This is a genomic window from Rahnella sp. NRRL B-41462, from assembly GCF_003263525.1.
Lineage (GTDB): Bacteria > Pseudomonadota > Gammaproteobacteria > Enterobacterales > Enterobacteriaceae > Rahnella > Rahnella aceris.
The window spans coordinates 1-16,840 of the sequence record NZ_JYDF01000029.1 but is presented as its reverse complement, the minus strand read 5'-3'; the positions used below and the strand labels follow the sequence as shown (position 1 = coordinate 16,840).

18 protein-coding genes and 1 pseudogene are annotated in these 16,840 nt (G+C 48.0%); 10 read left to right on the top strand and 9 right to left on the bottom strand.

Going from position 1 to position 16,840, the window contains the following annotated elements:
* Nucleotides 1-39: 39 nt before the first annotated feature.
* Nucleotides 40-669 (bottom strand): 23S rRNA (uridine(2552)-2'-O)-methyltransferase RlmE, encoded by a 630-nt coding sequence (gene rlmE / locus UC14_RS08340; protein WP_013573814.1) that lies wholly within the window; start codon nt 667-669, stop codon nt 40-42.
* Between the two features lie 182 nt (nt 670-851).
* On the opposite strand from rlmE, the gene yhbY reads away from it, so the two are divergent.
* A complete protein-coding gene (yhbY, locus tag UC14_RS08335) occupies nt 852-1,148 on the top strand; it encodes a ribosome assembly RNA-binding protein YhbY (protein WP_013573813.1) in 297 nt (98 codons plus the stop codon).
* A 180-nt stretch (nt 1,149-1,328) separates the two neighbouring features.
* Here yhbY and greA read toward each other — a convergent pair whose 3' ends face one another.
* Nucleotides 1,329-1,805 (bottom strand): transcription elongation factor GreA, encoded by a 477-nt coding sequence (greA, locus tag UC14_RS08330; protein WP_013573812.1) that lies wholly within the window; start codon nt 1,803-1,805, stop codon nt 1,329-1,331.
* Nucleotides 1,806-2,086: 281 nt separating this feature from the next.
* On the opposite strand from greA, the gene dacB reads away from it, so the two are divergent.
* Genes dacB through pmrB form a run of 3 tightly spaced genes read left to right on the top strand, consistent with a single transcriptional unit; the run spans nt 2,087 to nt 5,291 of the window.
* Nucleotides 2,087-3,520 carry a serine-type D-Ala-D-Ala carboxypeptidase gene (gene dacB, locus UC14_RS08325; RefSeq protein ID WP_112197544.1) on the top strand — a complete coding sequence of 478 codons (1,434 nt, stop codon included), beginning with the start codon at nt 2,087-2,089 and terminating at the stop codon, nt 3,518-3,520.
* A 20-nt stretch (nt 3,521-3,540) separates the two neighbouring features.
* Nucleotides 3,541-4,203 carry a two-component system response regulator PmrA gene (gene pmrA / locus UC14_RS08320; protein ID WP_013573810.1) on the top strand — a complete coding sequence of 221 codons (663 nt, stop codon included), beginning with the start codon at nt 3,541-3,543 and terminating at the stop codon, nt 4,201-4,203.
* The gene (gene pmrB, locus UC14_RS08315) at nt 4,200-5,291 is read left to right on the top strand and encodes a two-component system sensor histidine kinase PmrB (protein WP_112197543.1); all 1,092 of its coding nucleotides are present in this window, start codon (nt 4,200-4,202) and stop codon (nt 5,289-5,291) included. The genes pmrA and pmrB overlap by 4 nt, the downstream gene beginning before the upstream one ends.
* 86 nt (nt 5,292-5,377) lie before the next feature.
* Here the strand turns inward: pmrB and cgtA are convergent, their stop codons facing one another.
* The 4 genes from cgtA to rplU all read right to left on the bottom strand — a co-directional run bounded on the left by cgtA (nt 5,378) and on the right by rplU (nt 8,213).
* Complete coding sequence (gene cgtA, locus UC14_RS08310; protein ID WP_112197542.1) at nt 5,378-6,550, bottom strand: Obg family GTPase CgtA; 1,173 nt, start codon at nt 6,548-6,550, stop codon at nt 5,378-5,380.
* A gap of 33 nt (nt 6,551-6,583) precedes the next feature.
* On the bottom strand, nt 6,584-7,540 hold the full coding sequence (locus tag UC14_RS08305) for a DMT family transporter (protein WP_037034243.1): 957 nt from the start codon (nt 7,538-7,540) through the stop codon (nt 6,584-6,586).
* Between the two features lie 85 nt (nt 7,541-7,625).
* On the bottom strand, nt 7,626-7,883 hold the full coding sequence (gene rpmA, locus UC14_RS08300; protein ID WP_013573805.1) for a 50S ribosomal protein L27: 258 nt from the start codon (nt 7,881-7,883) through the stop codon (nt 7,626-7,628).
* An 18-nt stretch (nt 7,884-7,901) separates the two neighbouring features.
* Nucleotides 7,902-8,213 carry a 50S ribosomal protein L21 gene (gene rplU / locus UC14_RS08295; protein ID WP_013573804.1) on the bottom strand — a complete coding sequence of 104 codons (312 nt, stop codon included), beginning with the start codon at nt 8,211-8,213 and terminating at the stop codon, nt 7,902-7,904.
* A gap of 259 nt (nt 8,214-8,472) precedes the next feature.
* Here rplU and ispB point away from each other — a divergent pair, with 259 nt between their 5' ends.
* Nucleotides 8,473-9,444, top strand: coding sequence for an octaprenyl diphosphate synthase (gene ispB, locus UC14_RS08290; protein ID WP_112197541.1), 972 nt, complete (start codon nt 8,473-8,475; stop codon nt 9,442-9,444).
* Nucleotides 9,445-9,497: 53 nt separating this feature from the next.
* Here ispB and UC14_RS08285 read toward each other — a convergent pair whose 3' ends face one another.
* Complete coding sequence (locus UC14_RS08285; RefSeq protein ID WP_013573802.1) at nt 9,498-9,857, bottom strand: DNA-binding protein; 360 nt, start codon at nt 9,855-9,857, stop codon at nt 9,498-9,500.
* 660 nt (nt 9,858-10,517) lie between these two features.
* On the opposite strand from UC14_RS08285, the pseudogene UC14_RS08280 reads away from it, so the two are divergent.
* A pseudogene (locus tag UC14_RS08280) lies at nt 10,518-10,789 on the top strand (helix-turn-helix domain-containing protein).
* A gap of 43 nt (nt 10,790-10,832) precedes the next feature.
* Here UC14_RS08280 and mdh read toward each other — a convergent pair.
* Nucleotides 10,833-11,771, bottom strand: a complete 939-nt coding sequence (gene mdh / locus UC14_RS08275) for a malate dehydrogenase (protein WP_037034246.1) — start codon at nt 11,769-11,771, stop codon at nt 10,833-10,835.
* Between the two features lie 464 nt (nt 11,772-12,235).
* Here mdh and argR point away from each other — a divergent pair, with 464 nt between their 5' ends.
* The 3 genes from argR (at nt 12,236) to yhcN (UC14_RS08260) (ending at nt 13,885) form a co-directional block, all read left to right on the top strand.
* Entirely contained in the window at nt 12,236-12,706 is a 471-nt protein-coding gene (argR, locus tag UC14_RS08270) for a transcriptional regulator ArgR (RefSeq protein ID WP_013573799.1), read from the top strand.
* A gap of 450 nt (nt 12,707-13,156) precedes the next feature.
* Complete coding sequence (gene yhcN, locus UC14_RS08265) at nt 13,157-13,420, top strand: peroxide/acid stress response protein YhcN (protein ID WP_013573798.1); 264 nt, start codon at nt 13,157-13,159, stop codon at nt 13,418-13,420.
* Nucleotides 13,421-13,621: 201 nt separating this feature from the next.
* On the top strand, nt 13,622-13,885 hold the full coding sequence (gene yhcN, locus UC14_RS08260; RefSeq protein WP_014411566.1) for a peroxide/acid stress response protein YhcN: 264 nt from the start codon (nt 13,622-13,624) through the stop codon (nt 13,883-13,885).
* A gap of 298 nt (nt 13,886-14,183) precedes the next feature.
* Here yhcN (UC14_RS08260) and mpl read toward each other — a convergent pair whose 3' ends face one another.
* Complete coding sequence (mpl, locus tag UC14_RS08255) at nt 14,184-15,569, bottom strand: UDP-N-acetylmuramate:L-alanyl-gamma-D-glutamyl-meso-diaminopimelate ligase (protein ID WP_112152041.1); 1,386 nt, start codon at nt 15,567-15,569, stop codon at nt 14,184-14,186.
* A 167-nt stretch (nt 15,570-15,736) separates the two neighbouring features.
* Here mpl and fbp point away from each other — a divergent pair, with 167 nt between their 5' ends.
* On the top strand, nt 15,737-16,741 hold the full coding sequence (fbp, locus tag UC14_RS08250; RefSeq protein ID WP_112197540.1) for a class 1 fructose-bisphosphatase: 1,005 nt from the start codon (nt 15,737-15,739) through the stop codon (nt 16,739-16,741).
* The last annotated feature ends 99 nt before the right edge of the window (nt 16,742-16,840 follow it).

Sequence of the window (16,840 nt, the reverse complement as noted above, 5' to 3'; positions counted from 1 at the left end):
CCTCATATTACAACTGTGTTAACAAACAGCGTTAGGGAACTACAGTTTCCGCCCTGTCGCTACGATGTACACTTCTCGCGAACGTGCTCGGGAAGCGTCTGGCTTACGAATCTTCACCTTCGTAAACAGGGAGCGAATTTCCCGCAGGTATTCATCAAAGCCATCTCCCTGAAACACCTTCACCAGGAAACTTCCGCCTGGTGCTAATACATCCCGACACATATCCAATGCTAATTCAACCAGATACATCGATTTTGGAATATCGACTGCCGGAGTACCGCTCATATTAGGGGCCATATCGGACATGACCACCTGAACCTTGCTTTCTCCCACGCGTTCAAGCAGCGCTTTGAGAACTAATTCATCACGAAAATCCCCTTGAAGGAAGTCGACTCCAACAATAGGATCCATAGGTAAAAGGTCAAGAGCAATAATTCGCCCTTTGTTACCGATCTGCGTCGCCACATACTGTGACCAACCACCAGGAGCTGCTCCTAAATCAACCACCGTCATACCCGGTTTAAACAGCTTATCGCCTTGCTGTATTTCATCAAGTTTAAACCAGGCACGGGAACGCAGCCCTTTTTTCTGTGCCTGTAGCACATATTTATCGCTAAAGTGTTCCTGCAACCAGCGACTGGAACTTGCAGAACGCTTTTTATTAGACATTATTTAGTAACCATATAGTTTTCCAACCACCCTGAGTTAGAGCTTTTGGAACAAGCTGTTAGCATCATGACGTCTATGGCTAAGTCAGTATTATTCCCTCCCCGAAGCAGTCCGGGTTGGTGATATACATGAGATGGCGGTAGAATGACCCGTTTTCAATCCCAACTTAAGCAAAAAAGACGATGAATCTTAACAATAAACAAAAACAGTACCTGAAAGGCCTCGCGCATCCCCTGAAACCGGTTGTTATGCTGGGCAACAACGGGCTGACTGAGGGTGTGCTCGCCGAAATCGAACAGGCGCTGCAACATCACGAACTGATCAAGGTTAAAGTCGCGGCAGAAGAACGCGAAACGAAGTCTTTGATCGTAGACGCGATTGTGCGTGAAACCAAGGCGTGTAATGTGCAAGTCATCGGCAATATGCTGGTACTTTATCGCCCTTCCACCGAAGACCGCAAAATTATCTTACCGCGTTAATCCATTAAGGTTTAACGAAAAGCGCTGTAGATTTTCGGAAAGGTGCCACGAAATCACGTTCAGGGGAAGGTCTGAGCAGGCCTTTTTACTTTAGTTTTCAATTTACTGTGAAGCAATTCACTGCATGAATGTGAGAATTATCGGGCGAAACATCACGTTTCGCCCTTTTTAATGCAGATTTTAGAGGTATTCGACCTTCAATACTTCAAACTCAACATCGCCGCCAGGCGTTTTGATGACAACAACATCATCCTGCTCTTTGCCAATCAAACCGCGGGCAATCGGGGAATTCACAGAAATCAGATTTTGCTTAAAATCTGCTTCGTCATCACCCACGATGCGGTATTTTTGTTCTTCTTCAGTGTCCAGGTTCATCACAGTCACTGTCGCACCAAAAATGACACGGCCGGTTGCGGGCATTTTGGTCACATCAATAACCTGAGCATTCGAAAGCTTAGCTTCGATTTCCTGGATACGGCCTTCACAAAAACCCTGCTGTTCACGCGCAGCATGGTATTCAGCATTCTCTTTCAAATCACCATGCTCACGTGCGGTCGCGATATCAGAAATGATTTTCGGGCGACGGACGCTCTTCAGATGGTCCAGTTCTTCACGTAATCTTTCTGCGCCACGTAACGTCATCGGAATCGGTTTCATATATTTATTACCTCTAACTTGGTCCTTTCGGTAAACACCGTCCTGATTGAATCAGGTAAGAAATTAAGCCAGTTCTTCTGACCGACTCTCTGGCGAAAAACAAAAAAAACCTCACCCGGCGTTGCCACCAGGCCAGGAATCATTTCGCATTTTGATTCGTATTTTAACGTAGAGTTCCTTGAGGATCATCGTTTACTTTCAGCCACGTTGCGCCTTGGTTCGTAGCATCGTAGTATGGCACCACATTATCCTGCCGTTACTCAGAGCCTTTACTCAAAATAATGCGTTTTTTACGAATTGTCAGTGGATTAGCATGCGCGTTTGTTCTGAATACAAATGCGGCTCAGATCGAAAATTACACAGAATATCTGCCTGATGGCACGAATCTGGCGGTGCTGGTACAGAAAATTGGCGCCCCTGCGCCTGTGATCGATTATCACGGTACCCAGATGGCGCTGCCTGCCAGTACTATGAAGATTCTGACGGCACTGGCTGCGCTGTTGCAGTTGGGGCCTGATTTCCGTTTCACCACTACACTCGAAACATCGGGTTCTGTTTCTGACGGAGTTCTCAAGGGAGATCTGGTCGCTCGGTTTTCTGGTGACCCGACCCTGAAACGCCAGAATATTCGGAATATGGTCGCTGTTTTGAAAAAACAGGGCGTCAAAGAAATCACTGGCGATGTGGTCATTAACACTTCCGTGTTTGCAAGCCATGACAAAGCTCCCGGATGGCCATGGAATGATATCACCCAATGCTTCAGCGCTCCCCCAGCAGCCGCAATTGTCGACAGAAACTGTTTCTCGGTATCTCTCTATAGCGCGCCTAAACCTGACGAGAACGCGTTTATTCGCGTAGCCTCTTATTATCCAGTGCATATGTTCAGTGAAGTCCGCACGCTGGCAAAAGGCTCTCCGGATGCGCAGTATTGCGAACTGGATGTCGTCCCGGGTGAATTCAACCGATATACACTCACTGGTTGTCTGACTCAACGCAGCGAGCCTCTGCCACTGGCTTTTGCTATTCAGGATGGTGCCAGTTATGCCGGTGCGATTCTTAAAGATGAGCTGTTGCAGGCAGATATCCAGATTGACGGCACCCTGAAACGTCAAACCCAGCCGACACCAACAGGTACGGTTCTGGCACAAACGCAATCAGCGCCCCTGCATGATTTGCTGCATCAGATGCTTAAGAAATCAGACAACATGATCGCTGATACGGTCTTCCGTACGATTGGTCATCAGCGTTTTGGCGTACCGGGAACATGGCGGGCGGGCTCAGACGCGGTTCGTCAGATTTTGCGTCAGAAAGCAGGCGTGGATTTGGGTAACTCGATTCAGGTTGATGGCTCCGGCCTTTCACGCCATGATTTATTGTCACCGGCCACAATGATGCAGGTGCTGCAATATATCGCCCAGCACGATAAAGAATTAGATTTTATTTCGATGTTGCCTTTAGCTGGCCATGACGGAACCTTACAGTACCGCGGTGGTCTGCATGAAGCGGGTGTCGACGGCAAAGTATCGGCAAAAACCGGTTCACTGTCTGGCGTATATAATCTGGCAGGTTTCATCACCACAGCCAGCGGACAGCGTATGGCCTTTGTGCAGTTCCTTTCAGGCTATGCTGTTCCCCCTGAAGATCAACGTACACGGCGTGCGCCGCTGGTGCGCTTTGAAAGCCGTCTCTACAGGGATATCTACCAAAATAATTAACCACGGAGAAGTGCCAGACGATGAAACTGCTGATAGTTGAAGATGATGAACTTTTACGGCAGGGATTAACGCTGGCACTTACCAGTGAAAATTATGCCTGCGACTGCGCGTCAACCGCGGCCGAGGCGCAGAGTCTGATCCAAACCAGTCAGTACAGTCTGGTGATCCTGGACTTAGGATTGCCAGACAAAGATGGCGCAACGCTGCTGCGCCAGTGGCGACGTCAAAGTATTTCCCTGCCCGTGTTGATTCTTACCGCCCGCGATGCACTTGAAGACCGCGTCGATGGCCTTGACGCCGGTGCCGATGACTATCTGATTAAACCCTTTGCCTTAGTCGAATTACAGGCCCGTGTCCGCGCCCTGATCCGCCGTTATCAGGGGCAGAGTGACAACCAGATTTCCGTCGGCAACCTGAAAATCAATCTCTCCTCTCAGCAGGCTTATCTCAATGATGCGCCGGTAGAAGTCACGCCCAAAGAGTTCGCGATTTTGTCACGACTGATGATGCGTGCCGGGCAGACTGTAAACCGCGAGTTGCTCCAGCAAGATCTCTATACCTGGCAGGATGATTTAGGCTCCAATACGCTTGAGGTACATGTTCATAATCTGCGCCGCAAATTGGGTAAAGAAGTCATCAGAACTGTACGTGGTATCGGCTACAGGCTGGAAATAATCGTATGACCAGTATGCGCCGCCGCCTTCTGGTTATGCTGGCTCTGATCCTGTTCGTGACTCAGCTCATCAGTATTTTCTGGCTCTGGCACGAGAGCCAGGAACAAATTAACCTGCTGGTCAATGACACCCTGTCAGCCAAAGTCCGTAACGCACACGTTGAGAAAGAAATTGCAGAAGCCATTGCTTCACTGATTGCCCCTTCCTTACTCATGATGAGTATTACTCTGGTACTGTCCTTTTGGGCCATCAGCTGGATTATCCGGCCTCTTAACCAGTTACAAAAACGACTGGAGACCCGTTCAGCCGATAACCTCTCTCCCCTGCCACTCAACAGCGAAACCAGGGAGATTGTGGCCGTGACGAATGCATTGAATCAGCTTTTCTCTCGTCTCTCCAGCACCATTCAGCAGGAACGATTGTTCACTGCGGATGCGGCTCATGAGTTGCGCACTCCACTGGCAGGCGTCCGGTTGCATCTGGAAATAATGCATAAAAAAGGCGTAGAAGGCAGCGATACTCTGATAAGCCGCATCGACCAGTTAATGCATACCATAGAGCAGTTACTTATGCTTGCCCGCGCCGGACAGAATTTTGCCAAAGGCGAATATCAGCAGGTTGACCTGATCAGTAACGTCGTTGAGCCGCTCAGAGAAGAGCTGTGTGAAATGCTCAGTGAACGCGGTCAAAACTTGAAAATACACCTGCCGCCTCGTGCTGAAATTCAGGGGGATGCTGTGCTGCTACGTTTAATGGTACGCAATCTGGTCGAAAATGCTTACCGCTACGGGCCTGAAAATAGCGACATCGGCATCACAATTGCACCGCAAGACAACGGATTCCTGATAAAGATAGACGATGCCGGTCCGGGTATTGATGAAACGAAGGCCAGTGAACTGACACAGGCTTTTAAGCGCGTCGACCAACGTTATGGAGGCAGCGGCCTGGGCTTAAATATTGTGGTGCGGATTGCGCACCTGCATGGCGGTACGCTGATATTGCGAAATCGCCCCGGCAACACTGGCCTCAGCGCACAATGCTGGCTACCGGATGTTGCATTACAAAGCTCGCTGACACTTTCACCAGACACCCGTTAATACGCCCTCCGATTAACACGCGATCAAAAAGAAAAAGGCTGCCAATGGCAGCCTTTCTTTCAGCGATGAAACGCTAATACACGGGATTAACGTTCGTAAATGATTTCTACGCCTTCGTCGTCATCTTCATCCCAGTCATCATCCCAGTCGTCGTCGGCTTCAGATTCCACTTCAGCCAGTTGTTCACGGTGATAATCATCCCACATGAACTCAACTTTCTCGGGTGCCGCTTCTTCAATCGCCATGTGCTTAGGATTTTCGTTGATGAACTTCATCACGTCCCAACACAATGCATTCACACCTTCGCGGTTTGCAGCGGAAATAAGGTAATAGTTACCTTCCCAACCTAATGCATCAGCAATCGCCTTAGCACGCGCTTCAGCTTCTTCTTTCTCGATCAGATCAACTTTATTGAACACTAACCAGCGCGGCTTTTCAGCCAGCTTGGCGTTGTATTGCTTCAGTTCATTGATGATGACTTTGGCATTTTCGATCGGATCAGATTCATCGATCGGCGCAATGTCGATCAGGTGCAACAGAACGCGGCAACGCTCAAGGTGCTTCAGGAAGCGGATACCCAGACCAGCGCCTTCAGAAGCCCCTTCGATCAGACCGGGGATATCTGCAACCACGAAGCTTTGTTCGTGATCCATACGTACAACACCGAGGCTTGGCACCAGGGTGGTAAACGGATAATCAGCCACTTTCGGCTTCGCTGCAGAGACGGAGCGGATAAACGTCGATTTACCTGCGTTTGGCAGACCCAGCATGCCTACATCGGCAAGCAGCATCAGTTCGAGTGCGATATCACGCTCTTCACCTTTGGTGCCCATGGTTTTCTGACGCGGTGAACGGTTCACGGAAGATTTAAAACGGGTGTTACCGAGTCCGTGGAAGCCGCCTTTAGCGACCATATTAACCTGACCATTTTTGGTCATATCCGCCAGGACTTCGCCAGTGCTTTGGTCAAGAACTCGCGTTCCCACAGGCACTTTAATGGTGATGTCCTTACCGCGTTTACCGGTACAGTCGCTGCTCTGACCGTTAGTACCGCGCTCAGCACGATAAGATTTCACAAAGCGGAAATCGATCAGCGTATTGAGGTTCTCATCAGCAACGAGGTACACATCACCGCCATCACCACCGTCGCCACCGGCAGGGCCGCCACGTGGAATGTATTTTTCGCGGCGGAAGCTGACGCACCCGTTACCGCCATCACCGGCCACAACCAGAATCGTGGCTTCATCAACAAACTTCATTTGTTCTGTCTCCGTAAATCATTCGCCTGGCAGCTAAAGTTTAGCTACCAGGTTTTGCTCTGTCCGACGTGGCCACCATCGATGGCCAATTGCGGAAAACATTGCACCCGCCACCACCACAAATGCTCCCAGATAACCAATAAAATTAAGTACTGGTACAGCAAAAAAGTCAGGCCAGGCAAGTGCCAATAAATCTGAAAATAGCAGGGTAAACAGCGGCGTGAGTGTCACTAATGCACTCACCTGAGCTGCCTGCCATCTCGCCATCGCTTCCGCTAAGGCGCCATATCCTACCAAGGTATTCGCGCCGCAAAACAACAGGCAGGCAAACTGCCAGCCGCTGAGCTGTGAAAGCACCGCAGGGCTGGCCAGCGGGAGCAATGCAATAGAACATAAAGTGTACAGCAAAAAAAGGATTTGCGGTGAAGCCAGTTGACGCAGTAAAACCTTTTGCGCCACACCGTATATCACCCAAACTGTTGCTGCCCCGACGCCAAAAATCACACCCAAAGTGTAATCCGTCAGACGGGTGAAAATCTCAATCAGACTGGTATTGAAAAACAATATCAGCCCAAAAATTAACATACTGGCGCCAATAACCTGCGTAACGCGCATCCTTTCTTTTAGGATGATTACGCTGGCCACCATCATACCGACCGGAGAAAGCTGTCCGATAACCTGAGAAGCCGTCGGGCTAAGAAATTGCAAAGAAGAACTAAAAAGAACAAAGTTTCCCAGTAATCCACAAGTTGCAATCAGCACTAAAACCAGCCAGCGCGGTCGCCTGAAAATCGCTCTTGGAGGCAGCCTTCGCCTCATGGCCAAAATGCAACCCAGCACAACGGCCGCCATCGAAAACCGATACCAAACCACAGTAAAGGGATCCATCACCACCAGAACCTGCTTCATGGCGATAGGCAAAGAGCCCCAGCTCATGGCAGTAATCAGCGCCAACAGAATCCCGACAGGTGCCTGTGATTTCGTATCCATATCCCGCCAGAATGGGCTAACCAGAATGTAAAAAGCCCCGCAACGAATTGCGGGGCTTACATCTATTTACTAAGACGCGAAAAACTTATTCAGCTTCGATGCTGATGTACTTACGGTTTTTCGGGCCTTTAACTTCGAACTTGACTTTACCGTCAGCCAAAGCAAACAGAGTGTGGTCCTTGCCGCAACCCACGTTGATACCAGCGTGGAATTTGGTGCCGCGCTGACGAACGATGATGCTGCCTGCCAGTACTGCTTCGCCGCCAAAGCGTTTTACGCCCAGACGTTTAGCTTCTGAATCGCGACCGTTACGTGTGGAGCCGCCAGCCTTTTTGTGTGCCATTGTTCCGCTCTCCTAATCTTAAGCGCTGATGCCGGTGATTTTAACGTCAGTGAACCACTGACGGTGGCCCTGCTGCTTACGATAGTGTTTACGACGACGAAACTTAACGATTTTGACCTTTTCGCCACGACCGTGAGCAACGACTTCAGCTTTGATTACACCGCCAGCCACTAAAGGCAGACCGATGTTGATTTCTTCACCGTTTGCAATCATCAGAACCTGATCGAACTCGATAGCTTCGCCAGTTGCAACGTCCAGCTTCTCCAGACGGATAGTCTGTCCTTCGCTGACACGGTGTTGTTTACCACCACTTTGGAAAACCGCGTACATATAAAACTCCGCTTTCCGCGCACTCAACTTTGTATAGTCCAGAGGGCGCTATAAATATTCACAATAGGGCGCGAATTCTACGCAAAAAATCAGCATAAGACAAGAGTACAATGACGACAAAAGAAGAAAAAAAGCGCAGTTCTTCCGATATCATTTATCTACACTGTTTTTCAAGTACAATCCCCTTTACAGTTAGCGCCATGTGCCAATGTGAGCCAGACCTCATTGCGGTGAAGAGAACAACAGCTGAAAAAACACAATGAACCTAGAACAGATTATTGATCTTACCCAGGACGACATGGCTGCAGTCAATGCATCCATCCTTGAACAGTTGAATTCAGAGGTTTCTCTCATCAATCAACTGGGATATTACATCATCAGTGGCGGCGGCAAACGTATCCGCCCGATGATAGCAGTACTGGCAGCCAAAGCACTATCCTACCAGGGCGATAAACACATCAAAGTCGCTGCTCTGATTGAGTTTATTCATACCGCCACACTGTTACATGACGATGTGGTCGACGAATCAGATATGCGTCGGGGAAAGGCCACTGCGAACGCCGCATTTGGCAACGCCGCCAGCGTATTGGTCGGCGATTTTATCTACACCCGCGCATTTCAAATGATGACAGATCTTGAATCGCTTCCTGTTCTGGCTCTGATGGCAAAAGCGGTGAATGTGATTGCAGAAGGCGAAGTGCAGCAACTGATTAATTGCAATGATCCTGACATCACAGAAGCCAGTTACATGCAGGTGATTTACAGCAAAACTGCGCGTCTTTTTGAAGCCGCGTCGCAAGCCTCTGCCATGCTGGCGGGCGGAAACAGTGAGCAGATTACAGCTTTGCAAGATTATGGTCGTTATCTGGGCACCGCTTTCCAGCTGATTGATGATTTGCTCGATTACGATGCTGATGGCGAAACGCTGGGCAAAAACACTGGCGATGACCTTGATGAAGGAAAACCGACGTTGCCCCTTCTGCATGCGATGCAGCACGGTGATGCCGAACAATCCGCTATGATCCGCAAAGCTATCGAAGAGGGTAACGGGCGCCATTTATTGGAACCCGTGCTGGCAGCAATGCATCAGTGGGGCTCTCTGGCTTACACCCGCCAGCGTGCTGAAGAAGAAGCTGATAAAGCCATCCAGGCGCTTCAGGTGCTCCCGGAGTCCGAATATCGCTCTGCGCTTGAAGGCCTCGCGCATATGTCTGTAAAACGCGATTTCTGATATTTGCCTGTCGTACCTGCCAGAATAAAGCAGGCGCGACAGGCATTATTGCGCTAGTTTTTTTCAGGCTCACGTAATCTGTTGAGCAACTCAGATATCCCTTCCCTCACAATGAATGAGATCATCGTTTCACGTTCAGGTTCTCTCAGTTGCTTATAACTTTCGATCCAGATCGCCAGTGGGTCCTGATGTGACGTATACACATATTCAGCAGAACGCTCATTCATCGATAAACTGGCGGCGGCATTACCGGGCAAGCTGTCGATGTGATATTCCACTGCACGTCCCTGAACGCCCAGCCTGCGGCGTTTAATCCAGCACAATCTGCGAGCCATCCCATGCACACCTTGGGTTGACGTCGGCAGTCCTTCTTTTCCGGTCAGTTCCTTTGCTGCAAACCACTCTTTTTTCATAACATTCCTTGTTTCTTATTAAGTAAGTAAGAAAGATCGTTGTTATACATCCATGAGGGTAATGCTGATATTTTCTGGTAATGAGCGTTTATATAAAAGGTGGTATTAACATAAGTCATTTAGAAAAACACCTATTTGACAGAAAGAAGATATTCAATTTTTTGGAGTGAGTCTATAGATGTATGTAAATGCTTCCATGAATTATGTTTATCAACAGCCGGGTGAACTGATTAAATTTTTTTTCGGAAAGCAGTTTAAATAAAATCTTAAACTAAAATAAGAGGAAAATTAAAAAAAGCAAATTACAACAAGTAGATAGCCATCTAAAAAAGCAAGAAAAACCGCCTTAAATCATAATTTAAATAACTAAAATTCAATTGGTTAATTAACCCTATCAATGTATTTGTTCAAAAAAAACACATGCCAGTTACGTTTTCACTTTAAAAAAATACAATAATAAAATTATAAACTGACACAAATCACAAAAAGCAAAAGGAATTTACTTGTTTGTCTAAATCAAAATAAGAATGTATTTTCTAAATAAGTAAAATAATGGATTTTAGGAAACATTGATATGGTTTATATGAGTAGTATGAGCAATTTTTAAAAGTATGTTTAATAGCGTATTTATTGAAAATCATTTTTCAGAAGGAAGAGATCATGATGACAAGGAATGAAGACTGGCACCAGGCTGATATTATTGCAGCACTGAGAAAGAAGGGCACCACACTCGCAGCAGTATCACGATCAGCAGGCCTGAGCTCTTCGACACTTTCAAATGCATTATCACGCCATGGCCAAAAGGAGAATTGCTTATCGCAGGCGCTTTGGGTATCCATCCCTCACTGATCTGGCCTAGCCGGTATTTTGATCCCAAAACGTTGCAAATCATTGAACGCCGTTGCCGCCCGACCAATGAAACACCGCGTTAAGAAAAACAAAAGCCGCCCGTTAACCGGCGGCTTTGTTCAATGTTCACTTATTAATAAACTGCTCACCAAGCTCGATATCTTTGCGAAGAATATCCAGCATCGAATCCAGCGATTGCTGCTCAAAAGCACTGAGCTGACCGATATCGATAAGCTCTGCAATGCCATGTTTACCTAGCAGAACCGGTTGTGCGAAAAATCGCGCATAATCGCCTTTACCTTCAACATAGGCACATTCCACAACATTCTCTTCACCCTGCATCGCCCGCATCAATGAAAGCCCGAAGCGTGCTGCAGCCTGCCCCATTGAAAGCGTGGCAGAACCGCCACCGGCTTTGGCCTCTACCACTTCCGTTCCGGCATTCTGAATGCGCTGAGTCAGTGCAACAATTTCGCTTTCAGTGAAAGAGACACCTGGGATCTGAGACAATAAAGGCAGAATCGTCACACCAGAGTGCCCGCCGATAACTGGCACTTCGATATCTTCAGGTTGCTTACCCTTCAGCTCAGCGACAAAAGTATTGGAGCGGATTGCGTCCAGAGTCGTTACGCCAAACAGTTTATTTTTGTCGTAGACGCCCGCATTTTTCAATACTTCAGCCGCAATCGCGACCGTGGTATTTACCGGGTTAGTGATAATACCAATGCAGGCTTTCGGGCAGGTACTGGCAACTTGCTGGATCAGATTCCGCACGATCCCGGCATTCACATTAAACAGGTCTGAACGATCCATGCCGGGTTTACGTGCCACCCCCGCAGAAATCAGGACGATGTCAGCCCCTTCCAGAGCCGGTTTAGCATCTTCACCACAGAAACCTTTAATTTTGACCGCGGTAGGGATATGGCTGAGATCGACGGCGACACCCGGAGTGACCGGTGCGATATCATATAATGAGAGTTCGGAACCGGAAGGTAGCTGGGTCTTGAGCAGAAGCGCGAGGGCCTGACCGATACCACCCGCAGCACCTAGAACTGCAACTTTCATCCTATACTCCTTTTTTATCATTAACTTATAAGTGTCGTGTAATTAATTGGTGTGACCTTAATCACTTACGCTGTTAAAAACAATCGCTCACCTGCAGAGAATCTGAGGTTGGTCGTTTAGAAAGTAAAAAAACATCTCTAAGATGACCTTTTTCCGCTTTTAGTGACTTTTTATCGGAAAGCTTCATCATTAAAAATAGCACCACAAAATAGGCCAGGTTAATAAATGGTTAAATTCGGTCCAATGTGAGAGCTGAATCGAGATCATCACATTAAATCCCTTGTGCAACACAGTTCACCCGCAATGCACAATTTTGGCATATTCATTAAATTGAGCTTAAAACAGCGGCACTTACATTCCTTGTTCCAAGCTTAATTCATGATTTTTGCAATTAACCTCTGTTGCATAAAAATTCAATTATCTGCATAATCAGCCCCACTATGATTCAGAGACCAGGGTGCAAAATGCGTAATCCTGCTAAACAGGAAGATTTGATCAAAGCCTTCAAGGCACTGTTGAAGGAAGAGAAATTCAGCTCTCAGGGCGAAATCGTTGTCGCACTTCAGGATGATGGTTTCGAAAATATCAATCAGTCAAAAGTCTCACGGATGCTGACAAAATTTGGTGCTGTCAGAACTCGTAATGCGAAGATGGAAATGGTGTACTGCCTGCCCGCTGAAATTGGCGTGCCGACAACCACCAGTCCTCTGAAGAATCTTGTGCTGGATATCGACCATAACGATGCCGTTGTGGTGATCCGAACCAGCCCGGGAGCCGCACAACTGATCGCGCGTTTACTCGATTCCCTGGGTAAATCCGAAGGGATCCTCGGAACAATTGCCGGTGATGATACGATCTTCACGACACCGGCCCGCGGATTTAGCGTCAAACAGTTGCACGATGCGATCCTCAGTTTGTTCGAGCAGGAGCTCTAGGGCTGCAACATTTTGCACCTCCTGTCGCTTTCATTCTGTGCCTGAGGTCAGAAGATTACCTTCTCTGACCTCATTCAATGCTATTCCCTTCCTTTATTGCTGCCTTCCGTTTCTCAAAAAAACCGCAAACGCACCGCCTTTCTGTTAAATCTCGCTACAACCTACGAAATTCCGTCACACAAATATTTCCAGGGTGTGATTCACCGCAAGAATAAGCACAAATAGTCAAATTCACTCACTCCATTGATTTTACTAAAAATTAACACGAAACGAACGTTTTTCATCCACTTTTTATGCCTTTTTGTTATTAAAAACAAAGATAGTTGACATGTAACCACCCAAATAACTATTAGCGAGCTATTAATTTATAGCGTGACTAGATGTATACTCATTTCCGTGGTGTGAAGCACCAGTTGTTGGAAACATAATAAAATCGACGAGGTCAAAATCATGAAAGTTAAAACTACCATCGCAACATTAAGCATTCTCTCTGCATTGTCATTTGGCGTTTTTGCAGCACAACCTGTTACACAAGAACAAGCCGCAACAATGCAGCCTACAGGGATGATCAGCGTCAGCGGCGTAGCCGGTGCACCATCAGATATCCGTCAGGCACTGTCAGATAAAGCCGATGCCAAAGGTGCTAAAGCATTCCGTGTTATCGAAGTTCGTGAAGAAGGTAACTACCACGCGACCGCAGAAATTTACCAATAATTTCGGGTAAACGAAGCGAAGGGGCCTGAATGACTCAGGCCCGCGCTATGCGCATTAAGAAGGATTTGTCACTGCACCATCTACGTTCCCGCACGCTTTATGCGCTCCAGAACACGATATTACAGTCCTGATAAATCCAAATCTCAATCGACGTTGCTCTCTGATGAAAAGCACCAACGTCTGTGAATTCAGGAAACCATCATGAAAATTATTACCACTATTGCCGCACTTAGCCTGTTGTCTGTTGTTTCTTTTGGTGCCTCTGCCGCACAGCTTGTGACAAACCAGCAGGCAGAAAATCTGCAACCGATGGGCATGGTCAGCGTTAGCGGCGTCAACGGCGTGCCAATGGATATCCGCCAGCAGCTGTCTGATAAAGCTGAGAGCAAGGGCGCAAAATCTTTCCGTGTGATCGAAGCCCATAACGACGGTGCTTATCACGCGACAGCAGAAATCTATCAATAACATTCCTGAGTAAGTCACTGATATAAAACCGCTGTTTGATTATTTCATAAATTAGCGTTACCGGGTTTCAACAGCCACAGACCAGCGAAAATAAGCGCTGTTGAGGCTGGGAAGAGCGTTGACACTGCCACTGCCCGACTCTCTTGCTAACGATACCCTCGTCGTCCTGTCCGACGACACCCTTTAGCCCTCAAAATTTCGGGGGCTTTTTTTTGCCTGAGAAAACCTTAACACGGCGGATCACAGGCATAAAAAAAGCACAGCAACTGCTGTGCTTATTCACTATAAAAATATGATTTTACTGATCTTGTGACGCTTTCGCTTTTGCAGCCAGGGCCGTAAGCAGTTTTCCATGTATACCACCAAAACCGCCATTGCTCATCACCAGAATATGATCGCCAGGCTGCGAGGCCTTAACGACCATATCGACCAGCGAATCGACGTCTGCGCTCCAGTGAGCAGGCTGAATACAGTGTTCAGCCACTTCGGCCACCTGCCAGGGAATATGCTGCGGCTGTAAAAGGAAAACTTCATCAGCACGTCCCAGGGAAGGTGCCAGTTCATTTTTACTCATGCCCATTTTCATGGTGTTTGAACGGGGTTCCAGCACGGCCAGAATACGTGCAGTTCCGCCGACTTTGCTGCGCAATGCAGAAAGCGTTGCCAGAATAGCCGTCGGATGGTGAGCAAAATCGTCGTACACGCTGACATCATTTTCTACGCCGCGCAATTCGAGACGGCGACGGGCATTAATGAAATCGCCTAATGCCTTACAGGCATCTTCCGGCTTCACGCCCACATGGCGTGCCGCAGCAATCGCCATCAGGCCGTTATGCATGTTGTGCTCGCCAACCAGATTCCACTTCACCTGCCCGACCGCTTCGCCGTGCAAATAAACCTCGAAAGTACTGGAATCTGGCGTCAGTTTCTTAGCATCCCACACACAATTTTCGGCATCACCGACAAATTCCTGCTCACTCCAGCACCCCATCGCCATCACTTGTTTCAGCGGTGTGTCGTGCTCCGGCAGAATGATTTTTCCCTTACCCGGCACCAGACGCACCAGATGGTGGAATTGTTTCTGAATCGCTTTCAGATCATCAAAGATGTCAGCGTGATCGAATTCGAGATTGTTGAGGATCAGCGTACGCGGGCTGTAATGAACAAACTTGGAACGCTTATCGAAGAACGCACAGTCGTATTCATCAGCTTCCAGCACGATAAACGGGCTGTTGCCCAGACGCGCAGATACCTCGAAATTGCCCGGCACGCCACCAATGACGTAGCCCGGTTCATAACCGCAGGCTTCGAGGATCCACGTTACCATGCCGGCAGTGGTGGTTTTACCGTGCGTCCCCGCAACGGCAATAACCCAGCGCTCTGGCAGAACATGATCATGTAACCATTGCGGGCCTGAGACATAAGGGATCCCAAGCTCCAGCACCGCTTCGACACAAGGATTGCCGCGCGTCATCGCGTTGCCGATGATCACCAGATCCGGCTGAGGATCTAACTGGGCAGGATCGTACCCCTGGATCAGGTCGATCCCCTGATTTTCCAGCAGCGTACTCATCGGTGGATAAACGTTGTCGTCCGAACCGGTTACCTGATGCCCCTGTGCACGAGCCAGCATCGCCAGCCCGCCCATAAACGTGCCGCAAATCCCAAGAATATGAATGCGCATATATTTTCCATTAATGCCTTTAAGTCAGCCGCTATTCTACCGCTCAGAATCCTCCAGAAGAAATGGATTTGCCTATGATTCGTCCATATATTTGGGCTAAACTGCTCACGCTCTTGTGAAATTTTTATTAACGTACCGTTATCTATCCTCGATTCAGGGAAAGTGTCATGAAAACGTTAGGCGAATTTATTGTTGAGAAGCAGCAAGATTTTCCACATGCAACTGGTGAACTGACAGCGTTACTTTCAGCAATTAAACTCGGCGCTAAAATCATTCACCGTGATATCAACAAAGCGGGTCTGGTCGACATTCTGGGTACCAGTGGTGCAGAGAATGTGCAGGGTGAAGTGCAGATGAAACTTGATCTGTACGCAAATGAAAAAATAAAAGCCGCGATGAAGGCGCGTGGTGAGATTGCCGGTATCGCGTCAGAAGAAGAAGATGAGATTGTCATTTTCGAAGGTGAACGCGCTGAAAATGCAAAATACGTCATTTTGATGGATCCGCTGGATGGTTCTTCAAACATCGACGTTAACGTTTCTGTCGGGACAATTTTCTCGATTTACCGCCGTACGACTCCGCTGGGTCAGCCGGTGACGGAAGCTGACTTCCTGCAACCGGGAAACCGCCAGGTCGCCGCAGGTTATGTGGTATATGGTTCTTCCACCATGTTGGTTTACACCACCGGCGCAGGCGTTCATGCCTTTACCTACGATCCTTCACTTGGTGTTTTCTGCCTCTCTCACGAAAAAGTCTGTTTCCCTAAAAAGGGCAACATGTACTCGATCAACGAAGGCAACTACATTAAATTCCCGCTTGGCGTTAAAAAATACATCAAGTATTGCCAGGAACAGGATGAAGCGACGCAACGCCCTTACACCTCACGCTACATCGGCTCGCTGGTGGCAGATTTCCACCGCAACCTGCTGAAAGGTGGCATTTATATTTATCCAAGCACCGCCAGCCATCCGAACGGAAAACTGCGTCTGCTGTATGAATGCAACCCGATGGCTTTCCTGGCCGAGCAGGCTGGCGGTAAAGCCAGTGACGGTAAAAACCGTATCCTGGATATCATCCCGCAGAAACTGCATGAACGTGCACCATTCTTTGTGGGCAACAGTTCAATGGTGGAAGACGCGGAGCGCTTCATTGCCCAGTTCCCTGATGAATAACTGAAATACGCATCAAAAAATCATCAAAGAATGAATGTGATACCTGTGTAGCTTTGCATTGACCCAAACATAAAAAGGTGGCTTAAAAGCCTAATGCCG